Genomic DNA, 19,470 nt, shown 5'->3' with positions numbered 1-19,470 from the left:
CGGGCCGGCGGGGGGCTCAACGGCTGGCGGGGGCGGCCTGCACCAGCGCCAGCGCACGGCACAGGTCCGCCCAGGCCGCCGCCTTGTTGCCCTGGGCGCGCAGCAAAAAGGCGGGGTCGTAGGTGACGATGGCGGGGCATCCCGCCAGCTGGTGCAGCCCGGCGCGCAAACGGCCCAGGGGTTCGGTGCGTGCCAGGGCCGCCCGGGCCGCCACATGGCCCAGTACCAGCACCATGGCGGGGCGCAGCGTGGCCACCACCTCCTCCAGTGCCGCGGTTACATCGGCGGCACCTGCAGCGGCGCCGGTGGGGGGGCGCTCCAGGGGTGCCAGAAAAACGCGGGGGTGCAGGTGCAGCCGCATGGCCCGCAGCATGTTGTCCAGCAGGCGGCCGGCTTCGCCCGCCAGGGGGGCCGTGGGCGAGAGGCTCTCGGCCACCACCAGCCAGCCGGCACCCAGCCCGACCGGCGTCTGCGCGGGGTCGGCCGTGGGGTAGAGCGCCTGCGGCGCATGCAGGATCAGCGCAGGTGCGTTGCCGCCCTGCGGCACGGGCGGCTGGACGGCCGGGGCGGCGCCCGGGGGGATTGCACGTTCCCGTGCGGTACGCGGTGCCGGTTGGGAGCCGGCATCGGGTACGACCACAGCCGGCGGGGGCGTGGCGGGTGCGGTCGCAGTCTGCTGGGCGCGCACGGCATCGGCCACGGGGGGGGGCGCTGGCACCGGCGTTTCTGCGGGTGCCCAGACGGTGACACCCATCTCTTGCAGCATGGCGCGCTGGCGCGCATCGAGGTGAAGGCTCATAACGGCCGGCTCATGACCACGGCGTCCTCGCGCTGGCCCGCAGGGGCCGGGTAGTAGCGCTTGCGCTCGCCCACGCGGCGGAAACCGTGGGTCTGGTAGACATGCAGGGCGCGCTCGTTGCTCACGCGCACTTCCAGCCACAGCCACTGGGCACCCCGCCCGCGCGCCCACAGCGCCAGCGCGTCGAGCAGCACGCGCGCCCAGCCTTGCTTTTGGAAGGCCGGGGCCACGGTGATGTTGAGCAGATGCACCTCGTCCACCCCCATCATGGCCACGAAGTAACCCAGCAACTGGTCGCCCGCCATCAGCAGCTGGACCTGGTAGCCCGAGGCCATCGCATCGGTGAAATTGCCCCGTGTCCAGGGATGGGAATAGGCGCTGCATTCCACGTCCAGCACGTCGTCCAGCCGGAACAGCGTGAGCGGCTCAAAGCGTGCCTCGGGGGCATTGGCAGGGGGCGAGAGGATGGCGCTCATGGTGTGGTCTGTGCGGGCTGGGCGGCACGCAGGGCAGCCCGTTCGGCAGCGGTGTATGCCACTTTATCGCGGATGTAGCGGGGCAGGGCTTCGCGGGCCGGCACGGCGCCGCCCGCTGCGAGCAGGGCGGGGACCAACCGCAGCAGGGCCGTGGCCGTGGGCAGCGCGCTGGCGTGCAGGGCGTCAGGGGCCAGGCGCCCGGCATAGGCGGCCCCGGCGTTGCCTGCCAGGGTCCAGCCTGCGGGCACCTGCACGGCCTCGGGGGCGCACAGGCCGAAGTCGCCATCGGTGCGCCAGTGGCTGGCAACGCCGCCCTGGGCGGGCTGCCATTCGCAATGCGCCACGTACACCTCGTCCATGCGCGCATCCAGCGCGGCCACCACCTGGGTGCAGCCATGCTGGTGGCGGGCCTCCTCGGCCACCGCGAGCAGGGTGTCCACCGGCAGCACCGGCACGCCCGTGCCGCCGCGCGCGCCAAAGGCCAGCCCCTGGGCCACCGCGCAGGCCGTGCGCAGGCCGGTGAACGAGCCCGGGCCGCGGCCAAACACGATGGCGTCCAGCGTGGCAAAGGACAGCCCCGCCTGCTCCAGCAGCGTGCGAATGGCGGGAATCAGCGTGGACGAGGTCTGCGCCCCCCCCGGCCCGGTGTGCTGCCACGAGGCATCTCCGGCCTGCACGGCGATGGAGAGGGTGTCGGTGCTGGTGTCGAAGGCAAGCAGGTTCATGGGGCCGGGTGGGTCTGGATTCGGAGTGCAATTATCAGGGGCGTACCAGCGCGCTGGGGGATTCATCGGCCTGTGCGATGCACCCCGGCGATAGACTTGGCCGATGATGTCTGTTCCTGTGGGTTGCCGTGCGACCGTTGTGCGCTGGGGGTTTTTGTGCCTTCTGTCCGTGGGTGGTGCGGTCCAGGCCCAGGCGCCGGCACCGCTCCCTGCCGAGGTGGAGGCGGCACTGGTGCGTGCCCATCTGCCCCGCGAGGCCCTGTCCGTGCTGGTGGCGGATGCACAGGCCGGCCGCCAGGCACCGCGGCTGGCACACCGCGCGCAGGTGGCCACGAACCCCGCTTCGGTCATGAAGCTGGTGACCACCTACGCGGCGCTCGACCTGCTGGGCCCCGCCTACACCTGGAACACGCCGGTGTATGTGGACGGCACGGTGCAGGGCGGCAGCCTCAAGGGCAATGTGTACATCCAGGGGCAGGGCGATCCCAAGCTGGTGATGGAGCGTCTGTGGCTGCTGCTGCGCCGCCTGCAGGGCCAGGGCATCCAGGTCATTGTGGGCGACATCGTGCTGGACCGCACCGCTTTTGACGTGCCCGACCACGATGCCGCCCGTTTCGACGGCGAGCCGCTGCGCCCCTACAACGCGGCGCCCGATGCCTTGCTGCTGAACTACAACGCGGTGGCCATGGCGTTCGTGCCCGATGTGGCCGCCGGACTGGCGCGCATCCGGTACGACCCGCCACTGGCCGGCGTGCAGCGCCAGGCCACGGTGCCACTGGCCGCAACCGGCGCGGAGTGCGGCGACTGGCGTGCCGCCTTGCGGGCCGAGCTGACCGACCCGGCGCGTACCGCGTTCCAGGGCGTCTATCCGGCCGGTTGCGGCGAGCGCGTGTGGGCGGCGGCCTATCCCGATGCCAAGGGCTTTGCCGCACGCGCGGTGGAGGGCATGTGGCGCGAACTGGGCGGCAAGCTCACGGGCAGCGTGCGGGATGGCAAGGTGCCTGCGGGGCTCACACCGGTGTTCGTGGCCACGTCGCCCTCTCTGGCCGAGGTGGCGCGCGACATCAACAAATACAGCAACAACGTGATGGCGCAGCAGCTGTTTCTCACGCTCGCCTTGCGCCGCAACGGTGTGGCCACGTTCGATGGCGCGCGCGACACGCTGCGCCAGTGGTGGCAGGGGCGCATCGGTGATGTCGAACCGCCCATGCCCGACAACGGTGCCGGCCTCAGCCGCGAGGCCCGCATCAGCGCCCAGGCCCTGGCGCGCATGCTGCAGGTCGCCTGGCAGTCGCCGGTGATGCCCGAGCTGGTGTCGTCCCTGCCGATTGCCGGTGTGGACGGCACGCTGCGCCGCAGCCAGAGCCGTGCGGGCGCTGCCCACCTCAAGACCGGCAGCCTGCGCGACGTGATGGCCGTTGCCGGCTATGTGCATGCCGCCAGCGGCCGCCGCTATGTGCTGGTGGCCATCGTCAACCACCCGCAGGCGGGCGCCGCGCGGCCGGTGCTCGACGCCCTGGTGGACTGGACCGCGCGCGATCAATAGCCCTCAAAGCAATTCACACCATGCCCCTGCACGACCTCATCGGCTACCTGGCCGCGACCCTGACCACCTGCAGCTTTCTGCCCCAGGCGCTGCATACGTTCCGCACCCGCGACGTCAGCGGCATCTCGCTGAGCATGTACGGCACCTTTACGCTGGGGGTGGCGCTGTGGCTGGCCTATGGCGTGGCACTGGCCGCCTGGCCCATCGTTGCGGCCAATGCCGTCACGCTGGCACTGTCGGGTGCCATCCTGGGCATGAAGCTGCGCTACGGTGCGCGCCGCAAGGACTGAAATCCGGGGGGTCGCCCAGGCGTCTGGGCGTGGGTGCGGTCCGCGTAATTCCCTATGGATGCTGCAGTGCGGGTGCGCGCACGATGCGACGCTCTTCATCGCTCCAAGGGGTCGCTTCATGACGTATTTCCGCCTTTCCTGTGTTGCCGCAGCCGCAGCGTTGCTGGTCGCCTGCGGGGGCTCGGAGGGGCCGCAGCGGGGGGCGCTGGTGGAGCCGGCCGCGACGCTGACCACCCTGACCGCCGCGCAGATCGATGCCACGACGGCGGCCAGCGGCCTGCAGGCGATCAGCGGCAAGGCCCGGTGCGATGTCCGGGTGGTGGCGCTCAACTACACCACGGTGGGCGTGCGGGACGGTGAGAGCACCAACGCATCGGGCGTGATGCTGGTGCCGGGCGGCCCTGCCTGCACCGCGCCCGCGCCCCTGGTGGCCTACGCCAAGGGCACGGATGTGCAGAAGCCCCGCACGCTGGCCAACCCGCAAGACGGTGAAACCTTCTTGCTGGCAGCGATATACGCCGCCCAAGGGTACGCCGTGGTGGCCACCGATTACCTGGGCTTTGCCCAATCGGCTTATGCCTACCACCCGTATCTGCATGCCGATTCAGAAGCCACGGTGGTGCTCGACTCCGTTCGCGCCGCGCGGGCGGCGGCGGCCAGCGTGGGCGCCAACCTCTCGGGCAAGGTGATGTTCACCGGCTATTCACAGGGTGGTCATGCGTCCATGGCCGCCCACCGGGCGGCGGAGCGCGACCATGCCGGCGAGTTCAACGTGGTGGCTGGCGCCCATCTGGCGGGGCCTTACAACCTGTCGGGTCAGCTGCGGGTGCCCGATGCGATTGCCGGGGTGCAGTTCTTCGTGCCTTACCTGGTGACCTCGTGGCAAAAGGTGTATGGCAATGTCTATGCCGACGTCAAGACGGCCTTCAGGCTGCCTTATTCGGGCTACATCGAAACCCTGTTGCCCAGCCCCACGCTCAACACCACCACGCTGGTGTCCTCGGGCGCATTGCCCGGTGGCCCCGGTGTCACGCCCAACCAGGCCCGGGACCTCGTGTTCCAGCCCGAGTTCCTGGCCGCAGCCCAGGCCGGCGGCGCCAACCCGTTGTTTCTGGCGGCAAAAAAGAACGATCTCCTGGGCTGGAGCCCCAAGGCGCGCTTGCTGCTGTGCGGTGGGGCGGGCGACCCCACGGTGCCGCCGGCCATCCACCAGCAGGCCATGAAGGCCGACTTTGACAGCCGGGGGTTGACCAACGTGGCTTCGGTGGATGTCGATGCGCTGGTGCAGGCCACGTACGGGCCTGGTGGCAAGGCGCCCACCGACCCGGCCTCGGCCGCGTTTGCCACGTATTACGGCAACTACCACGGCACCTACGAGCCGCCGTTTTGCCACGCCCAGGCGCGGGCGGTGTTTGATGCCGTCCAATAGCCAGGCACTGCGCATAGGAAAAAAGCCGACCCTCGGGCCGGCTTTTTGCTGCCTGTGCGCGGTGCGGCTTACCAGCGGGCCCGCAGGCGGTCGTAGGCGTAGTCGCCCAGCTGGCGGTGGGCCGAGGGCGTCAGGTAGACCGCGTCGGCAAACACATACTTGTCCTGGTTGGCGCCAGCGAGCAAGGTAGAGGTATTGCACAGGGCCGAATTGACCTGGCCGGTGCCAATGCCGATGCCGTTGCCCGCATCCACCGAGGTGCACACCGGCGTGGTGGCGTTGTCAAAGCTGTAGGAGCTCGGGGCATTGGTGAACAGGTTGACGTAGTAGGCCGCATCCACATACAGCACGGTCGCGCCCAGATCGACGATGTTCACCAGCAGGCCGTCGTTGAAGCGGCTGCTGGCGTTGTGGAGCAGGGTTGCCTGGCTGGTGGCCGTGGCCCAGGGCGACTTGCTCATGTCGTAGGTGCCGGTTACCACCACCTGCTTGGCGCCTGCATTGACGAGGCGGCGCACCTGGCCCGCCAGTTCCTGGCCGGCTGTACGGGCTGCGGCCAACATGTTGGCTTCGGTCTGGGTGCCGGCCTTGAGTGCCGCCATGCCCGCGATCACGTCACTGGCCCCGGCGTTGACGAACACCACGTCGCTGGCACCAAAGCTGCCGCCGGCCAGAAAGCGGTCGATCTGCTCGGTGACGGTGAGGGTGGTGGTGTCGCCAGCCGCATCGGGCTTGGCCGAAACGCGTGCATTGCCCACGGCATAGCTCAGGCCGCCCGATGCCACAGGGGTGATGGTCTTGCCGTAGCGCAAGGCAACCTGCTGCGTCCAGTTGCTGACGGAGCCGTCGTTGACGGTATAGCGCGCGCCTTTTTGCCCCACGTCGCTGAAGGCATCGCCAAAGGCAATGAAACGGTCGGGCGTGAGCTTCGATTCGATCGTGCTCGAACCACAGGCCGCGAGCAACGCTGCCGATGCACATGCGGCGACCACGAAGGTGCGGCGCATCCAATTTGCTGCCATGTATTTCTCCAGAAAAGTGGGGGCTAGTTTAACGACGCAAGGTCAACGGATGTAAAGCGCGGGGCTCAAGCCGCCGCGGCGCGCTGCAGCCGGTCGCGCACGCCTTCCCACTCGGGAGTGGCGGGCGGGGTCTCGATCCAGATCAGCTTCACGGCCTGGTCGTCAAAGCCGCGCAGCACGGCAAACAGCTGCTGGGCGGCGGCGGCGGCGTCATCGGGCATGCGGCGCATTACCAGCCTGGACGAGCGTGTGTGCAGCGCGCTGCGGGCATAGACGGCGATATGGGCCGCGTCGGCGCCCAGCAGGTCCAGCGCGGTCTGCAGCGCCCGGGCGTCCATCAGGCGCACCTTGGCGGCAGGGGCGTAGTGGGCCTCCAGCGTTCCGGATGCCCGTGGTGTATGCGCTGGCAGCTCTTCTTTGGAGAGCGGCTGGATGCCGCAGGCCGCCGCAATCTGCGCCCGCGTGATGGCGCCCGGGCGCAGCAGCACGGGCACGCCGCGCGTGCAGTCCACGATGGTGCTTTCAATGCCCACGGCGCAGGGGCCGCCGTCGAGCACCAGCAGGTCGGCACCCAGCTCGTCCTGCACATGCCGGGCGGTGGTGGGGCTCACGCGGCCGAAGCGGTTGGCGCTCGGTGCCGCCACGCCCCACACGGGTGGGCCGCCGTGGGTGGCGGCATCGCCGGGCGCGGCGCAGGCCGCCAGCAGCGCATGGGCCACGGGATGCGCGGGGCAGCGCAGGCCCACGCTGTCCTGCCCGCCGGTGGCGGCCGTGGCCACACCCGGCAGGCGTTGGAGGATCAGGGTGAGCGGGCCGGGCCAGAAGGCGTCGACCAGCTTCTGTGCAAAGTCCGGCACCGTGCTGGCGAAGTGGCCGATGCCCGCGGCATCGGCCACATGCACGATCAGCGGATGGTCGCTGGGGCGGCCCTTGGCGGCGAAGATCTGCGCCACGGCGGCATCGCTGCTGGCGTCGGCCGCCAGTCCATACACCGTTTCGGTGGGCAGGCCCAGCAGGGCGCCGCTGCGCACGGCGCGCGCGGCGGCGGCGATGGATGCGGGCAGGGTGCCATCCAGAATCATGGTCGGAGCGGCGCCATCAGAACGGTGCGATACCCAGCAAGGCCGCGGCCTTCAGGGCGGTGGCACGCGCAGCTTCAGGGGTGGCCGCGGTGATGTTGAGGTGCCCCATCTTGCGGCCGCGTTTGGCTTCGCGCTTGCCGTACAGGTGCAGATGGGCGCCGGGCAGCGCGAGCACGGCGGCCCAGGGCGGCGTCTGCTCCGCATCGCCCTGGGCAAACCACAGGTCGCCCAGCAGGTTCAGCATGACGGCGGGGCTGTGCTGGTGCGGCTGCGTCAGCGGCAGGCGGGCCATGGTGCGCACCTGCAGTTCGAACTGCGACACATCGCAGGCGTTCTGGCTGTAATGGCCGCTGTTGTGCGGGCGGGGGGCGATCTCGTTGACCACCAGGCTGCCGTTCTGCAGCACAAAGAACTCCACGCACAGCACGCCTATGTACTGCAGGCCTTGTGCTACCGATTTCGCAGCTGCTACCGCTTGTGCAGAAAGCGCCAGGGGCAGATTCCCTTCGTAAACCTCGGTCACGGCCAGGATGCCATCGCGGTGCAGGTTGCGCTGCACGGGCAGGTGGACCATGGCGCCATCGGCGCCGCGCGCCACGAGCACGGAGCATTCGAGCTGCAGGGGCAGCATCTTCTCCAGCACGCAGGGCACCTGGCCGACGGCATCCCAGGCGGCGGCCAGCTCGGCGGCGGTTTTCACGCGCACCTGGCCCTTGCCGTCGTAGCCCATGCGTGCGGTCTTGAGGATGCCGGGCAAGAGATCGGAGGACACGGTGGCCAGTTGCTCGGAAGTTTCGATCACCGCGTAAGGCGCGCAGGGCACGCCGCAGGCCACGAAGTGGGCTTTTTCCCGCGCGCGGTCCTGCGCCACCGACACGGCGCCCGCGGCGGGCGACACAGGGCGTTGCGCAGCCAGCGCGGCCAGGGCCGCAGCGGGCACGTTCTCGAATTCGGTGGTCACCGCATCCGCCAGGCGGGCCAGTTCGGCCAGGCCCTGCGGGTCTTCGTAGTCCGTCTGGATGTGGTGGTGGCTCACCAGCCCGGCAGGGCTGGTGGGGTCGGCGTCGAGTACGGCGGTGAAGTAACCCATGGCCTGGGCCTGGTGCACGAACATGCGGCCCAGCTGGCCGCCGCCGAGCACGCCCAGCGTGGATCCCGGCAGCAGCGGTGGGAGAGAAGTGTCTTGGCTCATGCGGCAGGCGGTAGGGTCATGTTGCGCGCCACCTCGGTCTGCTCGGCGCGAAAGGCTTCGAGCCGCTGGCGCAGTTCGGGGTTTTCAGTGGCCAGCAGGGCCACGGCAAACAGTGCGGCATTGGCGGCGCCAGCGGTGCCAATGGCAAACGTGGCCACGGGGATGCCCTTGGGCATCTGCACGATGGAGTGCAGCGAGTCCACGCCCTGCAGGTGGCGGCTGGCCACGGGCACGCCCAGCACGGGCACGGTGGTCTTGGCGGCAATCATGCCGGGCAGGTGGGCGGCACCGCCGGCGCCGGCGATGATGGCCTTCAGGCCCCGGCCAGCGGCCGCCTCGGCGTAGGCAAACATGTCGTCGGGCATGCGGTGGGCGGAGACCACGCGGGCCTCGTGCGAAATACCGAATTGCTCAAGGATTTGCACTGCGTGCTGCATGGTGTCCCAGTCGCTGCTGGAACCCATGACCACGCCGATCTGGATGGGTTTCATGGTGTTGGAGGTGCTGAACCGCGGGCTGCGCCCGCTGCACCGCTGTAGGTGGAACCCGCGATTTTACTTTTTGCGCCTCCCCGGCTGGCGCGGGGGCATTTCGATGGGCCAAAATAGCGCGCAAACCGCTTCACAGGCCCCTGGCCCCACACCACCATGATTGACGTCACCGTAGAAAATTTTGAAGCCGAGGTGGTTGCCGCCTCGATGAACGTGCCCGTGCTGGTGGACTTCTGGGCGCCCTGGTGCGGCCCGTGCAAGTCGCTCGGCCCCATCCTCGAAAAGCTTGAAACCGAATACGCCGGCCGCTTCAAGCTGGTCAAGATCGATTCGGACCAGGAGCAGCAGATCGCCGGCATGTTCGGCATTCGCAGCATTCCCACCTGCGTGCTGCTGATGAATGGACAGCCCGTGGACGGCTTCATGGGCGCCTTGCCCGAGGGCCAGGTGCGCGCGTTTCTCGACAAGCATCTGCCCTCGGCCGAAGCGTTGGAGGCAGAAGCCGAGGAAGAAGAGGCGCTCGATGCGCTGGCCGAAGGCGATACCGACACCGCGCTCGAAAAGCTGCAGCATGCCGTGGTCACCGATCCGGCCAATGACGATGCGCGCTTTGACTACGTCAAGCTGCTGCTGCAACTGGGCCGCGAAGACGACGCCAAGGTGGCATTTGCCCCCGTGATCGCCAAGGCCGCTGCGTCGCGCAAGCTCGGCGCCTTGAAAGCGTGGATGGATGCTCTGGATTTTGTGGCTGCTAGCGCAGATGGTGAAAGCGCTGGAGCCGATCTTGATGCGAAAATTGCCGCGAACAAGCGTGATTTCGACAGCCGCTTCGCCCGCGCCCGCTGGCTCATGGCGCGGCAGCGCTGGACCGACGCGATGGACGAACTGCTCGAAATCCTGATGCGCGACAAGGCCTGGAGCGAAGAGGCGGCGCGCAAGACCTATGTGGCCATCCTTGAAATCATCGAGCCGCCCAAGGTGAAGGTGGCGGAAGGCCAGATTCCCCCCGAGGACCCGGTGGTGGCAACCTACCGCCGCCGCCTGAGCTCCGTCGTGCTGAGCTGACGGCGCTGTTCACTGCATGAAAAAAGGCCCCTCGGGGCCTTTTGCCTTTGCAGGGGCGGCGCTCAGCCCGTCAGGCGTTCGAGCGCCTCGCGGTACTTGGCTGCGGTCTTTTCGATCACGGCCTGTGGCAGGCGGGGCGAGGGCGCGGTCTTGTCCCAGGGCTTGCCGTTGACCTGGGCCCGCTCCAGCCAGTCGCGCACAAACTGCTTGTCGTAGCTCGGCGGGTTTTCGCCCTGGGCCAATGCCTCGGCATAGCCTTCCACGGGCCAGTAGCGCGAGCTGTCGGGCGTGAGCACTTCGTCCATCAGCACCAGGGTGCCATCGGGCGCCAGGCCGAACTCGAACTTGGTGTCGGCAATGATCATGCCTTTCGCCAGCGCGATCTCGGCCGCGGCCTGGTAGATGGCGATGCTCAGGTCGCGTATCTTCGTGGCCAGGTCCAGGCCGATCATTTCCACCGTGCGCTCGAACGTGATGTTTTCGTCGTGCTCGCCCGCTGCGGCCTTGGCGGCAGGCGTATAGATGGGCTCGGGCAGCTTGGCGGCGTTGGTCAGGCCAGCGGGCAGGGGCACGCCGCAGACCGACTGCGACTCCTGGTACTCCTTCCAGCCGCTGCCGGCGAGATACCCGCGCACCACGGCTTCCACGGGAATCGGTCGCAGGCGCTGCACCAGCATCGAGCGGCCGCGCACCTGCGCCGCCTCGGCCGGGCTGACCACGCTTTCGGGGTCGTCGCCCGTCAGGTGGTTGGGGCAGATGTGGCCGAGCTTGTCGAACCAGAACAGCGCCATCTGCGTGAGCAGCTCGCCCTTGCCGGGAATGGGCTCGCCCATGATCACGTCGAAGGCCGACAGGCGGTCGCTGGCCACCATCAGGATGCGGTCGTCGCCCACGGCGTAGTTGTCACGCACCTTGCCGCGTGCCAGCAGGGGCAGTGAGATCAGGGCAGAAGTGTGCAGGGCAGAGGTGCTGGGCTGGGTCATGGTGATGGTGCGGGCTGGCGGAACGTGGGGGCGGGTCTGGGCCGGAAATTGTTAAAGATTGCGAAAAATCAGGCGGCTTGGGACCGGTGGATTTTACGTGGCGGCAGGCTGGTTAGGCGCTGTGGCCGCGGGCGGCTTGTGCGCTGGCCCGGCGGGGGCGGGGTGGTTGCCTGCAGGGTGGGCGGCACCGTGGTGCCGTTGCGCGCAAGGGGGTGTGCCCATAGCCCGCTCATTGTGCGCGCTTTTGGCTGCCACGGCACCTGCGCTGGCATAACCCGGCCGCCGGGGGCGGTATGGGATTGCTTTTGGCCTGGCGCGGGGGCATAGTGAATTCACGCCGAAGGATGCATCCGAGTTCCCCGGGCCGCTCTTTGATCCAGGGCGGCATTTTTGTCACAGAGAGCCACAGGAGACTTTCATATGAACCTGACGATCAGCGGTCACCACATCGAAGTTACCCCCGCCTTGCGCAATTACGTCACCACCAAGCTGGACCGGATCACGCGCCATTTCGACCAGGTTGTCGACGTCAAGGTACTGCTGACAGTAGAGAAGCAAAAGGAAAAGGAGAAACGGCAGCGAGCGGAATGCAATATCCACGTCAAGGGCAGCGACCTGTTTGCAGAAAGCTCCCACTTCGACCTGTATGCCGCCGTGGATGAGCTGGTGGACAAGATGGATCGCCAGGTTGTGCGCCACAAGGACCGCATCCAGGACCACCACGACGCATCCAAGCGCGAAATGCTCGCATAAACCATGCAGGTGCAGCCTGCCAGCCGCAGCCGCCCATCGGGCGGCTTTTTGCTGCCCTGCTCGTGGCTATCAGGGTTTTTGCCAATGTATGCATAATTGTTACCCTGACCATGAACCGACTCGCCTCTATCCTGCCCTCTGCTCAAGTCCTTGTGAGCGTTGACGCCACCAGCAAGAAGCGTGCTTTTGAAGAAGCGGGTCTGCTGTTTGAAAGCCTGCACGGTCTTTCGCGGGCGCTGATCACCGACAGCCTGTTTGCGCGCGAGCGCCTGGGCTCTACCGGCCTGGGGCACGGCGTGGCCATCCCGCATGGCCGCATCAAGGGGCTCAAGGCGCCGATGGCCGCGGTTTTCCAGCTGGCGCAGCCGATTGGCTTCGATGCGCCCGATGAAATGCCGGTCGGATTGCTGATTTTCCTGCTGGTGCCCGAGGCCGCAACCCAGAAGCACCTGGAAATCCTCTCGGAAATCGCCGAACTGCTGAGCGATTCGGTGCTGCGCGAAAAGCTCAAGGCCTGCGACAATGCCACGGTGCTGCACGGCATGATCGCCGAGTGGCAGTCCACCCAGGTGGCCTGATTTTTCCCTTGACCCTGGCGGGACTGCCTTGAAGCCCAACGTCGTCAGCGCCGATGTCCTGTTCGAGGAATTCCGGGGCACCCTGAAATGGGAGTGGCTGGCGGGCCTGGGCGCCTCCGAGCGCCGCTTCGACGAGGTGGCGGTGCGCGCGGCACGCTCGGGCGCCGATCTCGTCGGCTACCTCAACTACATCCATCCCTACCGGGTGCAGATCCTGGGCGAGCGCGAAATCGCCTATCTCACCAACGCCACGCCGGAAGACTGCCAGCGCCGCATCGGGCGCATCGTCACGCTGGAGCCGCCGGTGCTGGTGCTGGCCGACGGCCAGGCCGCGCCGGATGCGCTGCTGTCCATGTGCGAGCGCGCACAGATCCCGATGTTCGCCACGCACGAGTCTTCGGCGTTCGTCATCGACGTGCTGCGGGCTTACCTTTCCAAGCACTTTGCCGACCGCACCACGATGCATGGCGTGTTCATGGACATTCTGGGCCTGGGTGTGATGATCACGGGCGAATCCGGTCTGGGCAAGAGCGAGCTGGGGCTGGAGCTGATCTCGCGTGGCAACGGCCTGGTGGCCGACGATGCCGTGGACCTGTTTCGCATCAACCAGACCACCATCGAGGGCAAGTGCCCGGAGCTGCTGCAAAACCTGCTGGAGGTGCGCGGCATCGGTCTTTTGGACATCCGCGCCATCTTTGGCGAGACCGCCGTGCGCCGCAAGATGCGCCTCAAGCTCATCGTGCACCTGGTGCGCAAGGAAACGCTGGAGCGCGACTACGAGCGGCTGCCCTACGAGCCCCTGACGCAGGACGTGCTGGGCGTGCCAGTGCTCAAGGTCGTGATCCAGGTGGTGGCGGGGCGCAATATTGCCGTGCTGGTGGAGGCGGCCGTGCGCAACACCATCTTGCAGTTGCGCGGCATCGATACCTACCAGGAATTCGTGGAGCGGCACCGCCGCGCCATGGAGCGCGACTCAGGGGACTGATCCGCAGGTCCCTGAAGGGGTGCGCACCGAGGAGCGAATTGCCTCAGGGGGCTTCATTTCACGGCGCAGTGCGCGCACTGGCCATACAGGGCCATGGTGTGGTCCTGTACCGCCCAGCCCTTGGCCTTGGCAATGATCTGTTGGCGTTTTTCGATTTCCGGATCGTAGAACTCTTCCACCTTGCCGCAGGATGTGCACACGAAGTGGTCATGGTGCTGGCCTTCATTGAGTTCGTAGACCGCCTTGCCGCTTTCGAAATTGCTGCGGATCAGGATGCCCGCCTGCTCGAACTGCGTGAGCACCCGATAGACCGTGGCCAGCCCGATGTCCGAGCGTTCTTCCAGCAAGACGCGAAAGACATCCTCGGCCGTCATGTGGCGTTGCGCGCCCTTCTGGAAAATCTCCATGATCTTCAGGCGCGGCAGGGTTGCCTTCAGGCCTGTGCTTTTGAGTTCGTCGATATTCGTCATGACCCTGTCTTTCGTGCGCCAGCGGGCTCGACCAGCCACGCAGGACCAGCCGCTACAATGGATTCATCATAGCCTTACGACCCTTTCCCATGCCCGTCAAAGCCCATTGCAGCGCCCGCCTGGGCGTGACCTTGTTCATCGGTGCCTGCCTGGCGGCCTTGGCTGGCTGCGGCAGCCTGGACAGTGCCAGCAACCGCCTGGCCAGCATCGTGACGCCTTACAAGATGGCTGTGGTGCAGGGCAACTTCGTTTCCCGCGAGCAGGTCGAGGCGCTTCAGCCGGGCATGAGCCGGCAGCAGGTGCGGGATATTCTCGGCACGCCCCTGGTGACCAGCCTGTTCCATGACGGGCGCTGGGAATACGTGTTCACCATCCAGCGTCCCGGACAGGAACTGCAGACGCGCAAGCTCACCGCGTTCTTCCAGGGGGATCTGCTGCAGCGGTTCGACGGTGACACCATGCCCTCCGAAACCGAATTTGTGGCGTCCCTGGGATCGCGTACCACCAAGGGCAAGGTGCCCGTGCTGGAGGCCACCGACGCCCAGCTGGCGCGTTTCCCCGCACCCGAGCGTGCGCCCCAGGCTCCCGTGCCGGCGCCCGCCGAGCCCGCTTCCAACTCTTACCCTCCGCTCGAAGCGCCTGTGCGCTAAGGGCTGCGGCCCGGGGCACCGGCATCCGGCGTTACCCGCCACATACACCGATACAGGAATGACATGACAGGCAACTCTTTGCCCAACCCAGCCGCTTTCCCCTCCTTGCGCGTCGCGGTGGCGGGCGCGTCCGGCCGCATGGGCCGCATGCTGATCGAGGCCTTGCGCGCCAGTGACGACATGGTGCTGGCCGGTGCCCTGGATGTCGCGGCCAGCCCCGCCATCGGCTCCGACGCCACGGCTTTCCTGGGCCACGCCAGCGGAGTGGCCATCACCGCGGATTTGCGTGCGGGCCTGAAGAACGCCGATGTGCTGATCGACTTCACCCGCCCCGAAGGCACGCTGGCCCATCTGGCCATGTGCGCCGATCTGGGCGTGAAGGCTGTCATCGGCACCACGGGCTTCACGGAGGCGCAGAAGGCCGAGATCGCGGCATGTGCCCAGCGCACCGCCATCGTGATGGCGCCCAACATGAGCGTGGGCGTCAACGTCACGCTCAAGCTGCTGCAGATGGCGGCCAAGGCCATGGCGACCGGCTACGACATCGAGATCATCGAGGCCCACCACCGCCACAAGGTCGATGCCCCCTCGGGCACGGCCCTCAAGATGGGGGAGGTGATTGCGGATGCGCTCGGGCGCGACCTCAAGGAATGCGCCGTCTATGCGCGCGAGGGCGTCACCGGCGAGCGCGATCCGTCGAGCATCGGCTTTGCCACCATCCGCGGGGGCGATATCGTGGGCGACCATACCGTGCTGTTCGCCGGCATTGGCGAGCGCATGGAAATCACCCACAAATCGTCCAGCCGCGCCACCTATGCCCAGGGCAGCCTGCGTGCCGTGCGCTTTCTTGCAGACCGCAAGGCCGGCATGTTCGACATGTTCGACGTGCTGGGCCTGAACTAGACCCGCAGCGAGCCGGTATGGACGCATTGCACTGGTGGCGCCAGGGGGATGCCGTGACGCAGGGCACGGCCCTGCTGCTGCTGGCCATGTCGGTGGCCAGCTGGGTGGTGATCTTCTGGAAGATGCGCCTCATGCACCGGGCCACGGCCGACATGGCGCGCTGCACGGCGGCTTTCTGGCAGGCTCCATCGCTGGCCATCGCGGTGCAGCGCCTGCCGTCTTTTGACCGCGAAGCGCTTTTTCTCCCTTTGGTTGTTGCTGCAAATTCAATAGCGAATCAGTCGAACCCCGGTACACAGGCCACCCTGGCCACCTCCGGGAGCCTGTCGCAGCAGCTGACCCGGGTGTTGCGCGATGCCCTGCATGGCGCCTTGGGGCGATTGCAGTGGGGGCAGGTGCTGTTGGCCACCGTGGGTTCCACGGCCCCCTTTGTCGGCTTGCTGGGCACGGTCTGGGGCATCTACCATGCGCTTTCCGCCATGGCGGGTGCCGGGCAGATCACCATCGATCGCGTGGCCGGCCCCGTGGGCGAGGCCCTGGTGATGACGGCCGCCGGCCTGGCGGTGGCCATTCCAGCCGTACTGGCCTACAACGTGTTCGGCCGTTTCATTGGCCGCATCGAGGCCGACCTGGAAGGTTTTGCGCGCGACCTGCGCGAGTTGCTGGCCGACACGGCCCCCGTTCAGGGGAGCGCCATGGCACGACCCGCCGCCGGGCCGCCCCAAGGCCGGTCAGTCCCCTCGGGGGGCAGCGAGCCAGGCGCAGCGGGGAGCGTGGGGGCATGAGTTTCGGCCGACTGGAACGCACCCCCGGGCCCCAGCCCATGAGCGACATCAACATGACGCCCCTGGTGGACGTGATGCTGGTGCTGGTGGTGATCTTCATCCTCACGGCGCCCTTGCTGGCCAGTGCCATCCGCCTCGACCTGCCCCGCGCGCAAGGGGCCACGCCCGGCGCCGCGACCCCGTTCGTGACCCTGGTGGTGGACCGCAGCGGTCAGGCCTATCTGGACGATCAGCCCTTGTCGCAGGCCGCCCTGGCCGAGCGGCTGCAGCGCATTGGTGCCGCCCGGCCCGACACCGAGGTGCAGTTGCGTGCCGACGCGGCCGTACCCTATGGCCGCGTGGTCGAAGTCATGGGCGCAGCCCACAGCGCGGGGCTGCAGCGCATCGGTTTTGTCGCCGAGCAGCCCGCAACAGTCCCCTGAGCCACCAGCGCAAGGCCCGGCGCCGCGTTCGTCACCGCCTAAAATCTGCCAAAGCAGCAGCCCAGCGGCTGCACTCCTCTCACCCAGCAGAGCCTCCATGCAAGAAAAATACTCTCCCCAAGACGTCGAGCGCGCCGCGCACGACCACTGGACCGCCACCGACGCCTACCGCGTGACGGAAGACGCGAACAAGAAGAAGTTCTACGCTTGCTCGATGCTGCCCTACCCCAGCGGCAAGCTGCACATGGGCCATGTGCGCAACTACACCATCAACGACATGCTCACGCGCTACCTGCGCATGAACGGCCACAACGTGCTGATGCCCATGGGCTGGGACGCGTTCGGCCTGCCGGCCGAGAACGCCGCGCTGAAGAACGGCGTGCCGCCCGCCAAGTGGACGTACGAAAACATCGCGTACATGAAAAAGCAGATGCAGGCCATGGGCCTGGCCATCGACTGGAGCCGCGAAGTCGCCACCTGCGACCCCACGTATTACAAGTGGAACCAGTGGCTGTTCCTCAAGATGCTCGAAAAGGGCATTGCCTACCGCAAGACCCAGGTCGTGAACTGGGACCCGGTGGACCAGACCGTGCTGGCCAACGAGCAGGTGATCGACGGCAAGGGCTGGCGCACCGGCGCCACGGTGGAAAAACGCGAGATCCCCGGTTACTACCTCAAGATCACCGACTACGCCGAGGAACTGCTCGATTTCGTGACCGGTGACAAGCTGCCTGGCTGGCCCGAGCGCGTCAAGTTGATGCAGGAAAACTGGATCGGCAAGAGCGAAGGCGTGCGCTTTGCCTTCCCGCACGACATTGCAGGCGACGATGGCGCGCTGATTGGCGACGGCAGGATGTACGTGTTCACCACGCGTGCCGACACCATCATGGGTGTGACGTTTTGCGCCGTGGCGCCCGAGCACCCGCTGGCCGCCCATGCCGCCCAGACCAACCCCCAGCTGGCAGCCTTCATTGAAGAATGCAAGAGCGGCGGCACCACCGAGGCCGAGCTGGCCACGCAGGAAAAGAAGGGCATGCCCACGGGTCTGTTTGTCACGCATCCGCTGACCGAGGAAAAGGTCGAAGTCTGGGTCGGCAACTACGTGCTCATGGGCTATGGCGACGGCGCCGTGATGGGCGTGCCGGCGCACGACGAGCGCGACTTTGCGTTTGCCCTCAAGTACGGCATCGAGATCAAGCAGGTGGTGCTGGTCGATGGCGAGCACTTTGATTACCACCAGTGGAGCGACTGGTACGGCGACAAGCAGCGCGGCGTCACCATCAACTCCGACAGCTTCAGCGGCCTTTCCTACAAGGACGCCGTGGCCGCCGTGGCCCATGCCCTGCAGACCAAGGGCCTGGGCGAGACCAAGACCACTTGGCGCCTGCGCGACTGGGGCGTGAGCCGCCAGCGCTACTGGGGCACGCCGATCCCGATCATCCACTGCGACGAGCATGGCGCCGTGCCCGTGCCTGAGAAAGACCTGCCGGTGGTGCTGCCCACCGACTGCGTTCCTGACGGCTCGGGCAACCCGCTGCACAAGCACGAGGGTTTTCACGCCGGTGTCGTGTGCCCGGTCTGCGGCAAGGCGGCGCGCCGCGAAACCGACACCATGGATACCTTTGTCGACAGCTCGTGGTACTTCATGCGCTATTGCGATCCGAAGAACAGCGAGGCCATGGTCGCAGACGGCACGGCCTACTGGATGCGGGATCAAAATAATGCCGCTGGCGGCAGCGGCATGGACCAGTACATCGGTGGCATCGAGCACGCCATCCTGCACCTTCTGTATGCGCGTTTCTGGACCAAGGTCATGCGCGACCTGGGGCTCGTGAAGGTCGATGAGCCCTTCACCAAGCTGCTCACGCAAGGCATGGTGCTCAACCACATCTACAGCCGCCGCACCGCCAAGGGCGGCAAGGACTACTTCTGGCCGCACGACGTGGAGCATGTGCTGGGCGAGGACGGCAAAATCGTCGGCGCCAAGCTCAAGAACGAAGCCACCAGCGGCGACGGCTTGCTGCCCGTGGGCACGCCGATCGACTACGAGGGCGTGGGCACCATGTCCAAGTCCAAGAACAATGGCGTGGACCCGCAGGACCTGATCGAGAAGTACGGCGCCGACACCGCGCGCCTGTACACCATGTTCACGGCCCCGCCCGAAGCCACGCTGGAGTGGAATGACGCGGCGGTGGAGGGCAGCTACCGATTCCTGCGCCGCGTGTGGAATTTTGGGGTGAAGTTGTCTGCCAAGAACATGGAAGCTGCCAGCGCAAGCGTGGCAAGCGCCAAAGCCCTCAAGAACGTGGAATTCGGCAAGGAGGCGAAGGCCCTGCGCCTGGAGATCCACACCGTGCTCAAGCAGGTGGACTATGACTACCAGCGCATGCAGTACAACACCGTGGTCTCGGGCGCGATGAAGATGATCAACGCGCTGGAAGACTTCAAGGCACTGGACAGCGCCGGCGCCCAGGCGGCGCTCATCGAAGGCTTCGGCATCCTGCTGCGCTGCCTGTACCCGGCCACGCCGCATGTGGCGCACAGCCTGTGGTCGCAACTCGGTTACGCCGGGTCTCTGGGCGATCTGCTCGATGCGCCCTGGCCGCAGGTCGATCCCGATGCGCTGGTGCAGGACGAGATCGAGCTGATGCTGCAGGTCAACGGCAAGCTGCGCGGCTCCGTCCATGTGCCGGCACAGGCCGACAAGGCCGCGATCGAGCGCATCGCGCTGGCCAGCGAGGCGTTTGTGGCGCACGCGGCTGGCGCCGCACCCAAGCGCGTCATCGTCGTGCCAGGCCGTCTCGTGAACGTGGTAGTGTGACCG

General features: G+C 67.2%; 21 protein-coding genes. 12 read left to right on the top strand and 9 right to left on the bottom strand.

From position 1 onward, the window contains the following. Positions 1 to 16 precede the first annotated feature (16 nt). The 3 genes from AC1Q5S_RS17175 to tsaB are packed head-to-tail and all read right to left on the bottom strand — an operon-like array spanning position 17 to position 2,000. Positions 17 to 799 (bottom strand): uracil-DNA glycosylase family protein, encoded by a 783-nt coding sequence (locus AC1Q5S_RS17175; RefSeq protein WP_422205796.1) that lies wholly within the window; start codon positions 797 to 799, stop codon positions 17 to 19. Further along, entirely contained in the window at positions 796 to 1,275 is a 480-nt protein-coding gene (gene rimI / locus AC1Q5S_RS17170) for a ribosomal protein S18-alanine N-acetyltransferase (protein WP_422205794.1), read from the bottom strand. Before rimI ends, AC1Q5S_RS17175 begins: the two co-directional genes overlap by 4 nt. Further along, positions 1,272 to 2,000 (bottom strand): tRNA (adenosine(37)-N6)-threonylcarbamoyltransferase complex dimerization subunit type 1 TsaB, encoded by a 729-nt coding sequence (tsaB, locus tag AC1Q5S_RS17165; protein ID WP_303833994.1) that lies wholly within the window; start codon positions 1,998 to 2,000, stop codon positions 1,272 to 1,274. Before tsaB ends, rimI begins: the two co-directional genes overlap by 4 nt. Positions 2,001 to 2,103: 103 nt before the next feature. Here tsaB and dacB point away from each other — a divergent pair, with 103 nt between their 5' ends. From dacB to AC1Q5S_RS17150, 3 genes are all read left to right on the top strand, one after another. After that, positions 2,104 to 3,546, top strand: a complete 1,443-nt coding sequence (gene dacB / locus AC1Q5S_RS17160; RefSeq protein ID WP_303833992.1) for a D-alanyl-D-alanine carboxypeptidase/D-alanyl-D-alanine endopeptidase — start codon at positions 2,104 to 2,106, stop codon at positions 3,544 to 3,546. A 20-nt stretch (positions 3,547 to 3,566) separates the two neighbouring features. Further along, a complete protein-coding gene (locus AC1Q5S_RS17155) occupies positions 3,567 to 3,836 on the top strand; it encodes a SemiSWEET transporter (protein WP_303833990.1) in 270 nt (89 codons plus the stop codon). 118 nt (positions 3,837 to 3,954) lie between these two features. Continuing rightward, positions 3,955 to 5,265: a lipase family protein gene (locus AC1Q5S_RS17150; protein ID WP_303833988.1), complete on the top strand. Its 1,311-nt coding sequence runs from the start codon at positions 3,955 to 3,957 to the stop codon at positions 5,263 to 5,265. Positions 5,266 to 5,333: 68 nt separating this feature from the next. Here AC1Q5S_RS17150 and AC1Q5S_RS17145 read toward each other — a convergent pair whose 3' ends face one another. The 4 genes from AC1Q5S_RS17145 to purE form a co-directional block, all read right to left on the bottom strand. Further along, positions 5,334 to 6,287 (bottom strand): SGNH/GDSL hydrolase family protein, encoded by a 954-nt coding sequence (locus tag AC1Q5S_RS17145; protein ID WP_303833986.1) that lies wholly within the window; start codon positions 6,285 to 6,287, stop codon positions 5,334 to 5,336. Positions 6,288 to 6,352: 65 nt separating this feature from the next. After that, positions 6,353 to 7,369: an L-threonylcarbamoyladenylate synthase gene (locus AC1Q5S_RS17140; RefSeq protein ID WP_303833984.1), complete on the bottom strand. Its 1,017-nt coding sequence runs from the start codon at positions 7,367 to 7,369 to the stop codon at positions 6,353 to 6,355. A gap of 16 nt (positions 7,370 to 7,385) precedes the next feature. Then, positions 7,386 to 8,561 carry a 5-(carboxyamino)imidazole ribonucleotide synthase gene (locus AC1Q5S_RS17135; RefSeq protein WP_303833982.1) on the bottom strand — a complete coding sequence of 392 codons (1,176 nt, stop codon included), beginning with the start codon at positions 8,559 to 8,561 and terminating at the stop codon, positions 7,386 to 7,388. After that, positions 8,558 to 9,052 (bottom strand): 5-(carboxyamino)imidazole ribonucleotide mutase, encoded by a 495-nt coding sequence (gene purE, locus AC1Q5S_RS17130; protein ID WP_303833980.1) that lies wholly within the window; start codon positions 9,050 to 9,052, stop codon positions 8,558 to 8,560. The genes AC1Q5S_RS17135 and purE overlap by 4 nt, the downstream gene beginning before the upstream one ends. Positions 9,053 to 9,208: 156 nt before the next feature. Between purE and trxA the strand changes: the two genes are divergently transcribed. Beyond that, positions 9,209 to 10,117 (top strand): thioredoxin, encoded by a 909-nt coding sequence (trxA, locus tag AC1Q5S_RS17125; protein WP_303833978.1) that lies wholly within the window; start codon positions 9,209 to 9,211, stop codon positions 10,115 to 10,117. A 62-nt stretch (positions 10,118 to 10,179) separates the two neighbouring features. On the opposite strand, the gene AC1Q5S_RS17120 is transcribed toward trxA, so the two are convergent. Continuing rightward, the gene (locus AC1Q5S_RS17120) at positions 10,180 to 11,100 is read right to left on the bottom strand and encodes a phosphoribosylaminoimidazolesuccinocarboxamide synthase (RefSeq protein ID WP_303833976.1); all 921 of its coding nucleotides are present in this window, start codon (positions 11,098 to 11,100) and stop codon (positions 10,180 to 10,182) included. A gap of 420 nt (positions 11,101 to 11,520) precedes the next feature. Here AC1Q5S_RS17120 and hpf point away from each other — a divergent pair, with 420 nt between their 5' ends. The 3 genes from hpf (at position 11,521) to hprK (ending at position 13,416) form a co-directional block, all read left to right on the top strand. Next, complete coding sequence (gene hpf, locus AC1Q5S_RS17115) at positions 11,521 to 11,853, top strand: ribosome hibernation-promoting factor, HPF/YfiA family (protein ID WP_026435457.1); 333 nt, start codon at positions 11,521 to 11,523, stop codon at positions 11,851 to 11,853. 110 nt (positions 11,854 to 11,963) lie between these two features. Beyond that, a complete protein-coding gene (locus AC1Q5S_RS17110; protein WP_303833973.1) occupies positions 11,964 to 12,431 on the top strand; it encodes a PTS sugar transporter subunit IIA in 468 nt (155 codons plus the stop codon). A gap of 28 nt (positions 12,432 to 12,459) precedes the next feature. Beyond that, on the top strand, positions 12,460 to 13,416 hold the full coding sequence (hprK, locus tag AC1Q5S_RS17105) for an HPr(Ser) kinase/phosphatase (protein WP_026435455.1): 957 nt from the start codon (positions 12,460 to 12,462) through the stop codon (positions 13,414 to 13,416). Between the two features lie 53 nt (positions 13,417 to 13,469). Here the strand turns inward: hprK and fur are convergent, their stop codons facing one another. Next, positions 13,470 to 13,886 carry a ferric iron uptake transcriptional regulator gene (gene fur, locus AC1Q5S_RS17100; RefSeq protein WP_287951403.1) on the bottom strand — a complete coding sequence of 139 codons (417 nt, stop codon included), beginning with the start codon at positions 13,884 to 13,886 and terminating at the stop codon, positions 13,470 to 13,472. A gap of 89 nt (positions 13,887 to 13,975) precedes the next feature. Here fur and AC1Q5S_RS17095 point away from each other — a divergent pair, with 89 nt between their 5' ends. From AC1Q5S_RS17095 to leuS, 5 genes are all read left to right on the top strand, one after another. Then, positions 13,976 to 14,536, top strand: coding sequence for an outer membrane protein assembly factor BamE (locus AC1Q5S_RS17095; protein ID WP_287951402.1), 561 nt, complete (start codon positions 13,976 to 13,978; stop codon positions 14,534 to 14,536). A gap of 63 nt (positions 14,537 to 14,599) precedes the next feature. Next, positions 14,600 to 15,439: a 4-hydroxy-tetrahydrodipicolinate reductase gene (gene dapB / locus AC1Q5S_RS17090; protein WP_287951400.1), complete on the top strand. Its 840-nt coding sequence runs from the start codon at positions 14,600 to 14,602 to the stop codon at positions 15,437 to 15,439. A 17-nt stretch (positions 15,440 to 15,456) separates the two neighbouring features. After that, positions 15,457 to 16,224, top strand: coding sequence for a MotA/TolQ/ExbB proton channel family protein (locus AC1Q5S_RS17085; RefSeq protein ID WP_287951398.1), 768 nt, complete (start codon positions 15,457 to 15,459; stop codon positions 16,222 to 16,224). Next, the gene (locus tag AC1Q5S_RS17080; protein ID WP_287951396.1) at positions 16,221 to 16,646 is read left to right on the top strand and encodes an ExbD/TolR family protein; all 426 of its coding nucleotides are present in this window, start codon (positions 16,221 to 16,223) and stop codon (positions 16,644 to 16,646) included. Before AC1Q5S_RS17085 ends, AC1Q5S_RS17080 begins: the two co-directional genes overlap by 4 nt. 97 nt (positions 16,647 to 16,743) lie before the next feature. Beyond that, positions 16,744 to 19,467 (top strand): leucine--tRNA ligase, encoded by a 2,724-nt coding sequence (gene leuS / locus AC1Q5S_RS17075; RefSeq protein ID WP_422205089.1) that lies wholly within the window; start codon positions 16,744 to 16,746, stop codon positions 19,465 to 19,467. Positions 19,468 to 19,470 lie beyond the last annotated feature (3 nt).

Source organism: Acidovorax sp. GW835-FHT14B10 (assembly GCF_058793725.1).
This window is presented reverse-complemented; position numbering and strand designations above follow the sequence as displayed.

What these genes read in the sequence shown, in the direction of transcription:
- AC1Q5S_RS17110 (WP_303833973.1), top strand. Translation starts at nt 11,964, where the DNA reads ATGAACCGACTCGCCTCTATCCTGCCCTCTGCTCAAGTCCTTGTGAGC.
- tsaB (WP_303833994.1), bottom strand. Translation starts at nt 2,000, where the DNA reads ATGAACCTGCTTGCCTTCGACACCAGCACCGACACCCTCTCCATCGCC.
- dacB (WP_303833992.1), top strand. Translation starts at nt 2,104, where the DNA reads ATGATGTCTGTTCCTGTGGGTTGCCGTGCGACCGTTGTGCGCTGGGGG.
- AC1Q5S_RS17175 (WP_422205796.1), bottom strand. Translation starts at nt 799, where the DNA reads ATGAGCCTTCACCTCGATGCGCGCCAGCGCGCCATGCTGCAAGAGATG.
- AC1Q5S_RS17095 (WP_287951402.1), top strand. Translation starts at nt 13,976, where the DNA reads ATGCCCGTCAAAGCCCATTGCAGCGCCCGCCTGGGCGTGACCTTGTTC.
- AC1Q5S_RS17120 (WP_303833976.1), bottom strand. Translation starts at nt 11,100, where the DNA reads ATGACCCAGCCCAGCACCTCTGCCCTGCACACTTCTGCCCTGATCTCA.
- purE (WP_303833980.1), bottom strand. Translation starts at nt 9,052, where the DNA reads ATGAAACCCATCCAGATCGGCGTGGTCATGGGTTCCAGCAGCGACTGG.
- AC1Q5S_RS17150 (WP_303833988.1), top strand. Translation starts at nt 3,955, where the DNA reads ATGACGTATTTCCGCCTTTCCTGTGTTGCCGCAGCCGCAGCGTTGCTG.
- AC1Q5S_RS17155 (WP_303833990.1), top strand. Translation starts at nt 3,567, where the DNA reads ATGCCCCTGCACGACCTCATCGGCTACCTGGCCGCGACCCTGACCACC.
- AC1Q5S_RS17135 (WP_303833982.1), bottom strand. Translation starts at nt 8,561, where the DNA reads ATGAGCCAAGACACTTCTCTCCCACCGCTGCTGCCGGGATCCACGCTG.
- AC1Q5S_RS17140 (WP_303833984.1), bottom strand. Translation starts at nt 7,369, where the DNA reads ATGATTCTGGATGGCACCCTGCCCGCATCCATCGCCGCCGCCGCGCGC.
- AC1Q5S_RS17085 (WP_287951398.1), top strand. Translation starts at nt 15,457, where the DNA reads ATGGACGCATTGCACTGGTGGCGCCAGGGGGATGCCGTGACGCAGGGC.
- AC1Q5S_RS17145 (WP_303833986.1), bottom strand. Translation starts at nt 6,287, where the DNA reads ATGGCAGCAAATTGGATGCGCCGCACCTTCGTGGTCGCCGCATGTGCA.
- fur (WP_287951403.1), bottom strand. Translation starts at nt 13,886, where the DNA reads ATGACGAATATCGACGAACTCAAAAGCACAGGCCTGAAGGCAACCCTG.
- hpf (WP_026435457.1), top strand. Translation starts at nt 11,521, where the DNA reads ATGAACCTGACGATCAGCGGTCACCACATCGAAGTTACCCCCGCCTTG.
- rimI (WP_422205794.1), bottom strand. Translation starts at nt 1,275, where the DNA reads ATGAGCGCCATCCTCTCGCCCCCTGCCAATGCCCCCGAGGCACGCTTT.
- AC1Q5S_RS17080 (WP_287951396.1), top strand. Translation starts at nt 16,221, where the DNA reads ATGAGTTTCGGCCGACTGGAACGCACCCCCGGGCCCCAGCCCATGAGC.
- leuS (WP_422205089.1), top strand. Translation starts at nt 16,744, where the DNA reads ATGCAAGAAAAATACTCTCCCCAAGACGTCGAGCGCGCCGCGCACGAC.
- dapB (WP_287951400.1), top strand. Translation starts at nt 14,600, where the DNA reads ATGACAGGCAACTCTTTGCCCAACCCAGCCGCTTTCCCCTCCTTGCGC.
- trxA (WP_303833978.1), top strand. Translation starts at nt 9,209, where the DNA reads ATGATTGACGTCACCGTAGAAAATTTTGAAGCCGAGGTGGTTGCCGCC.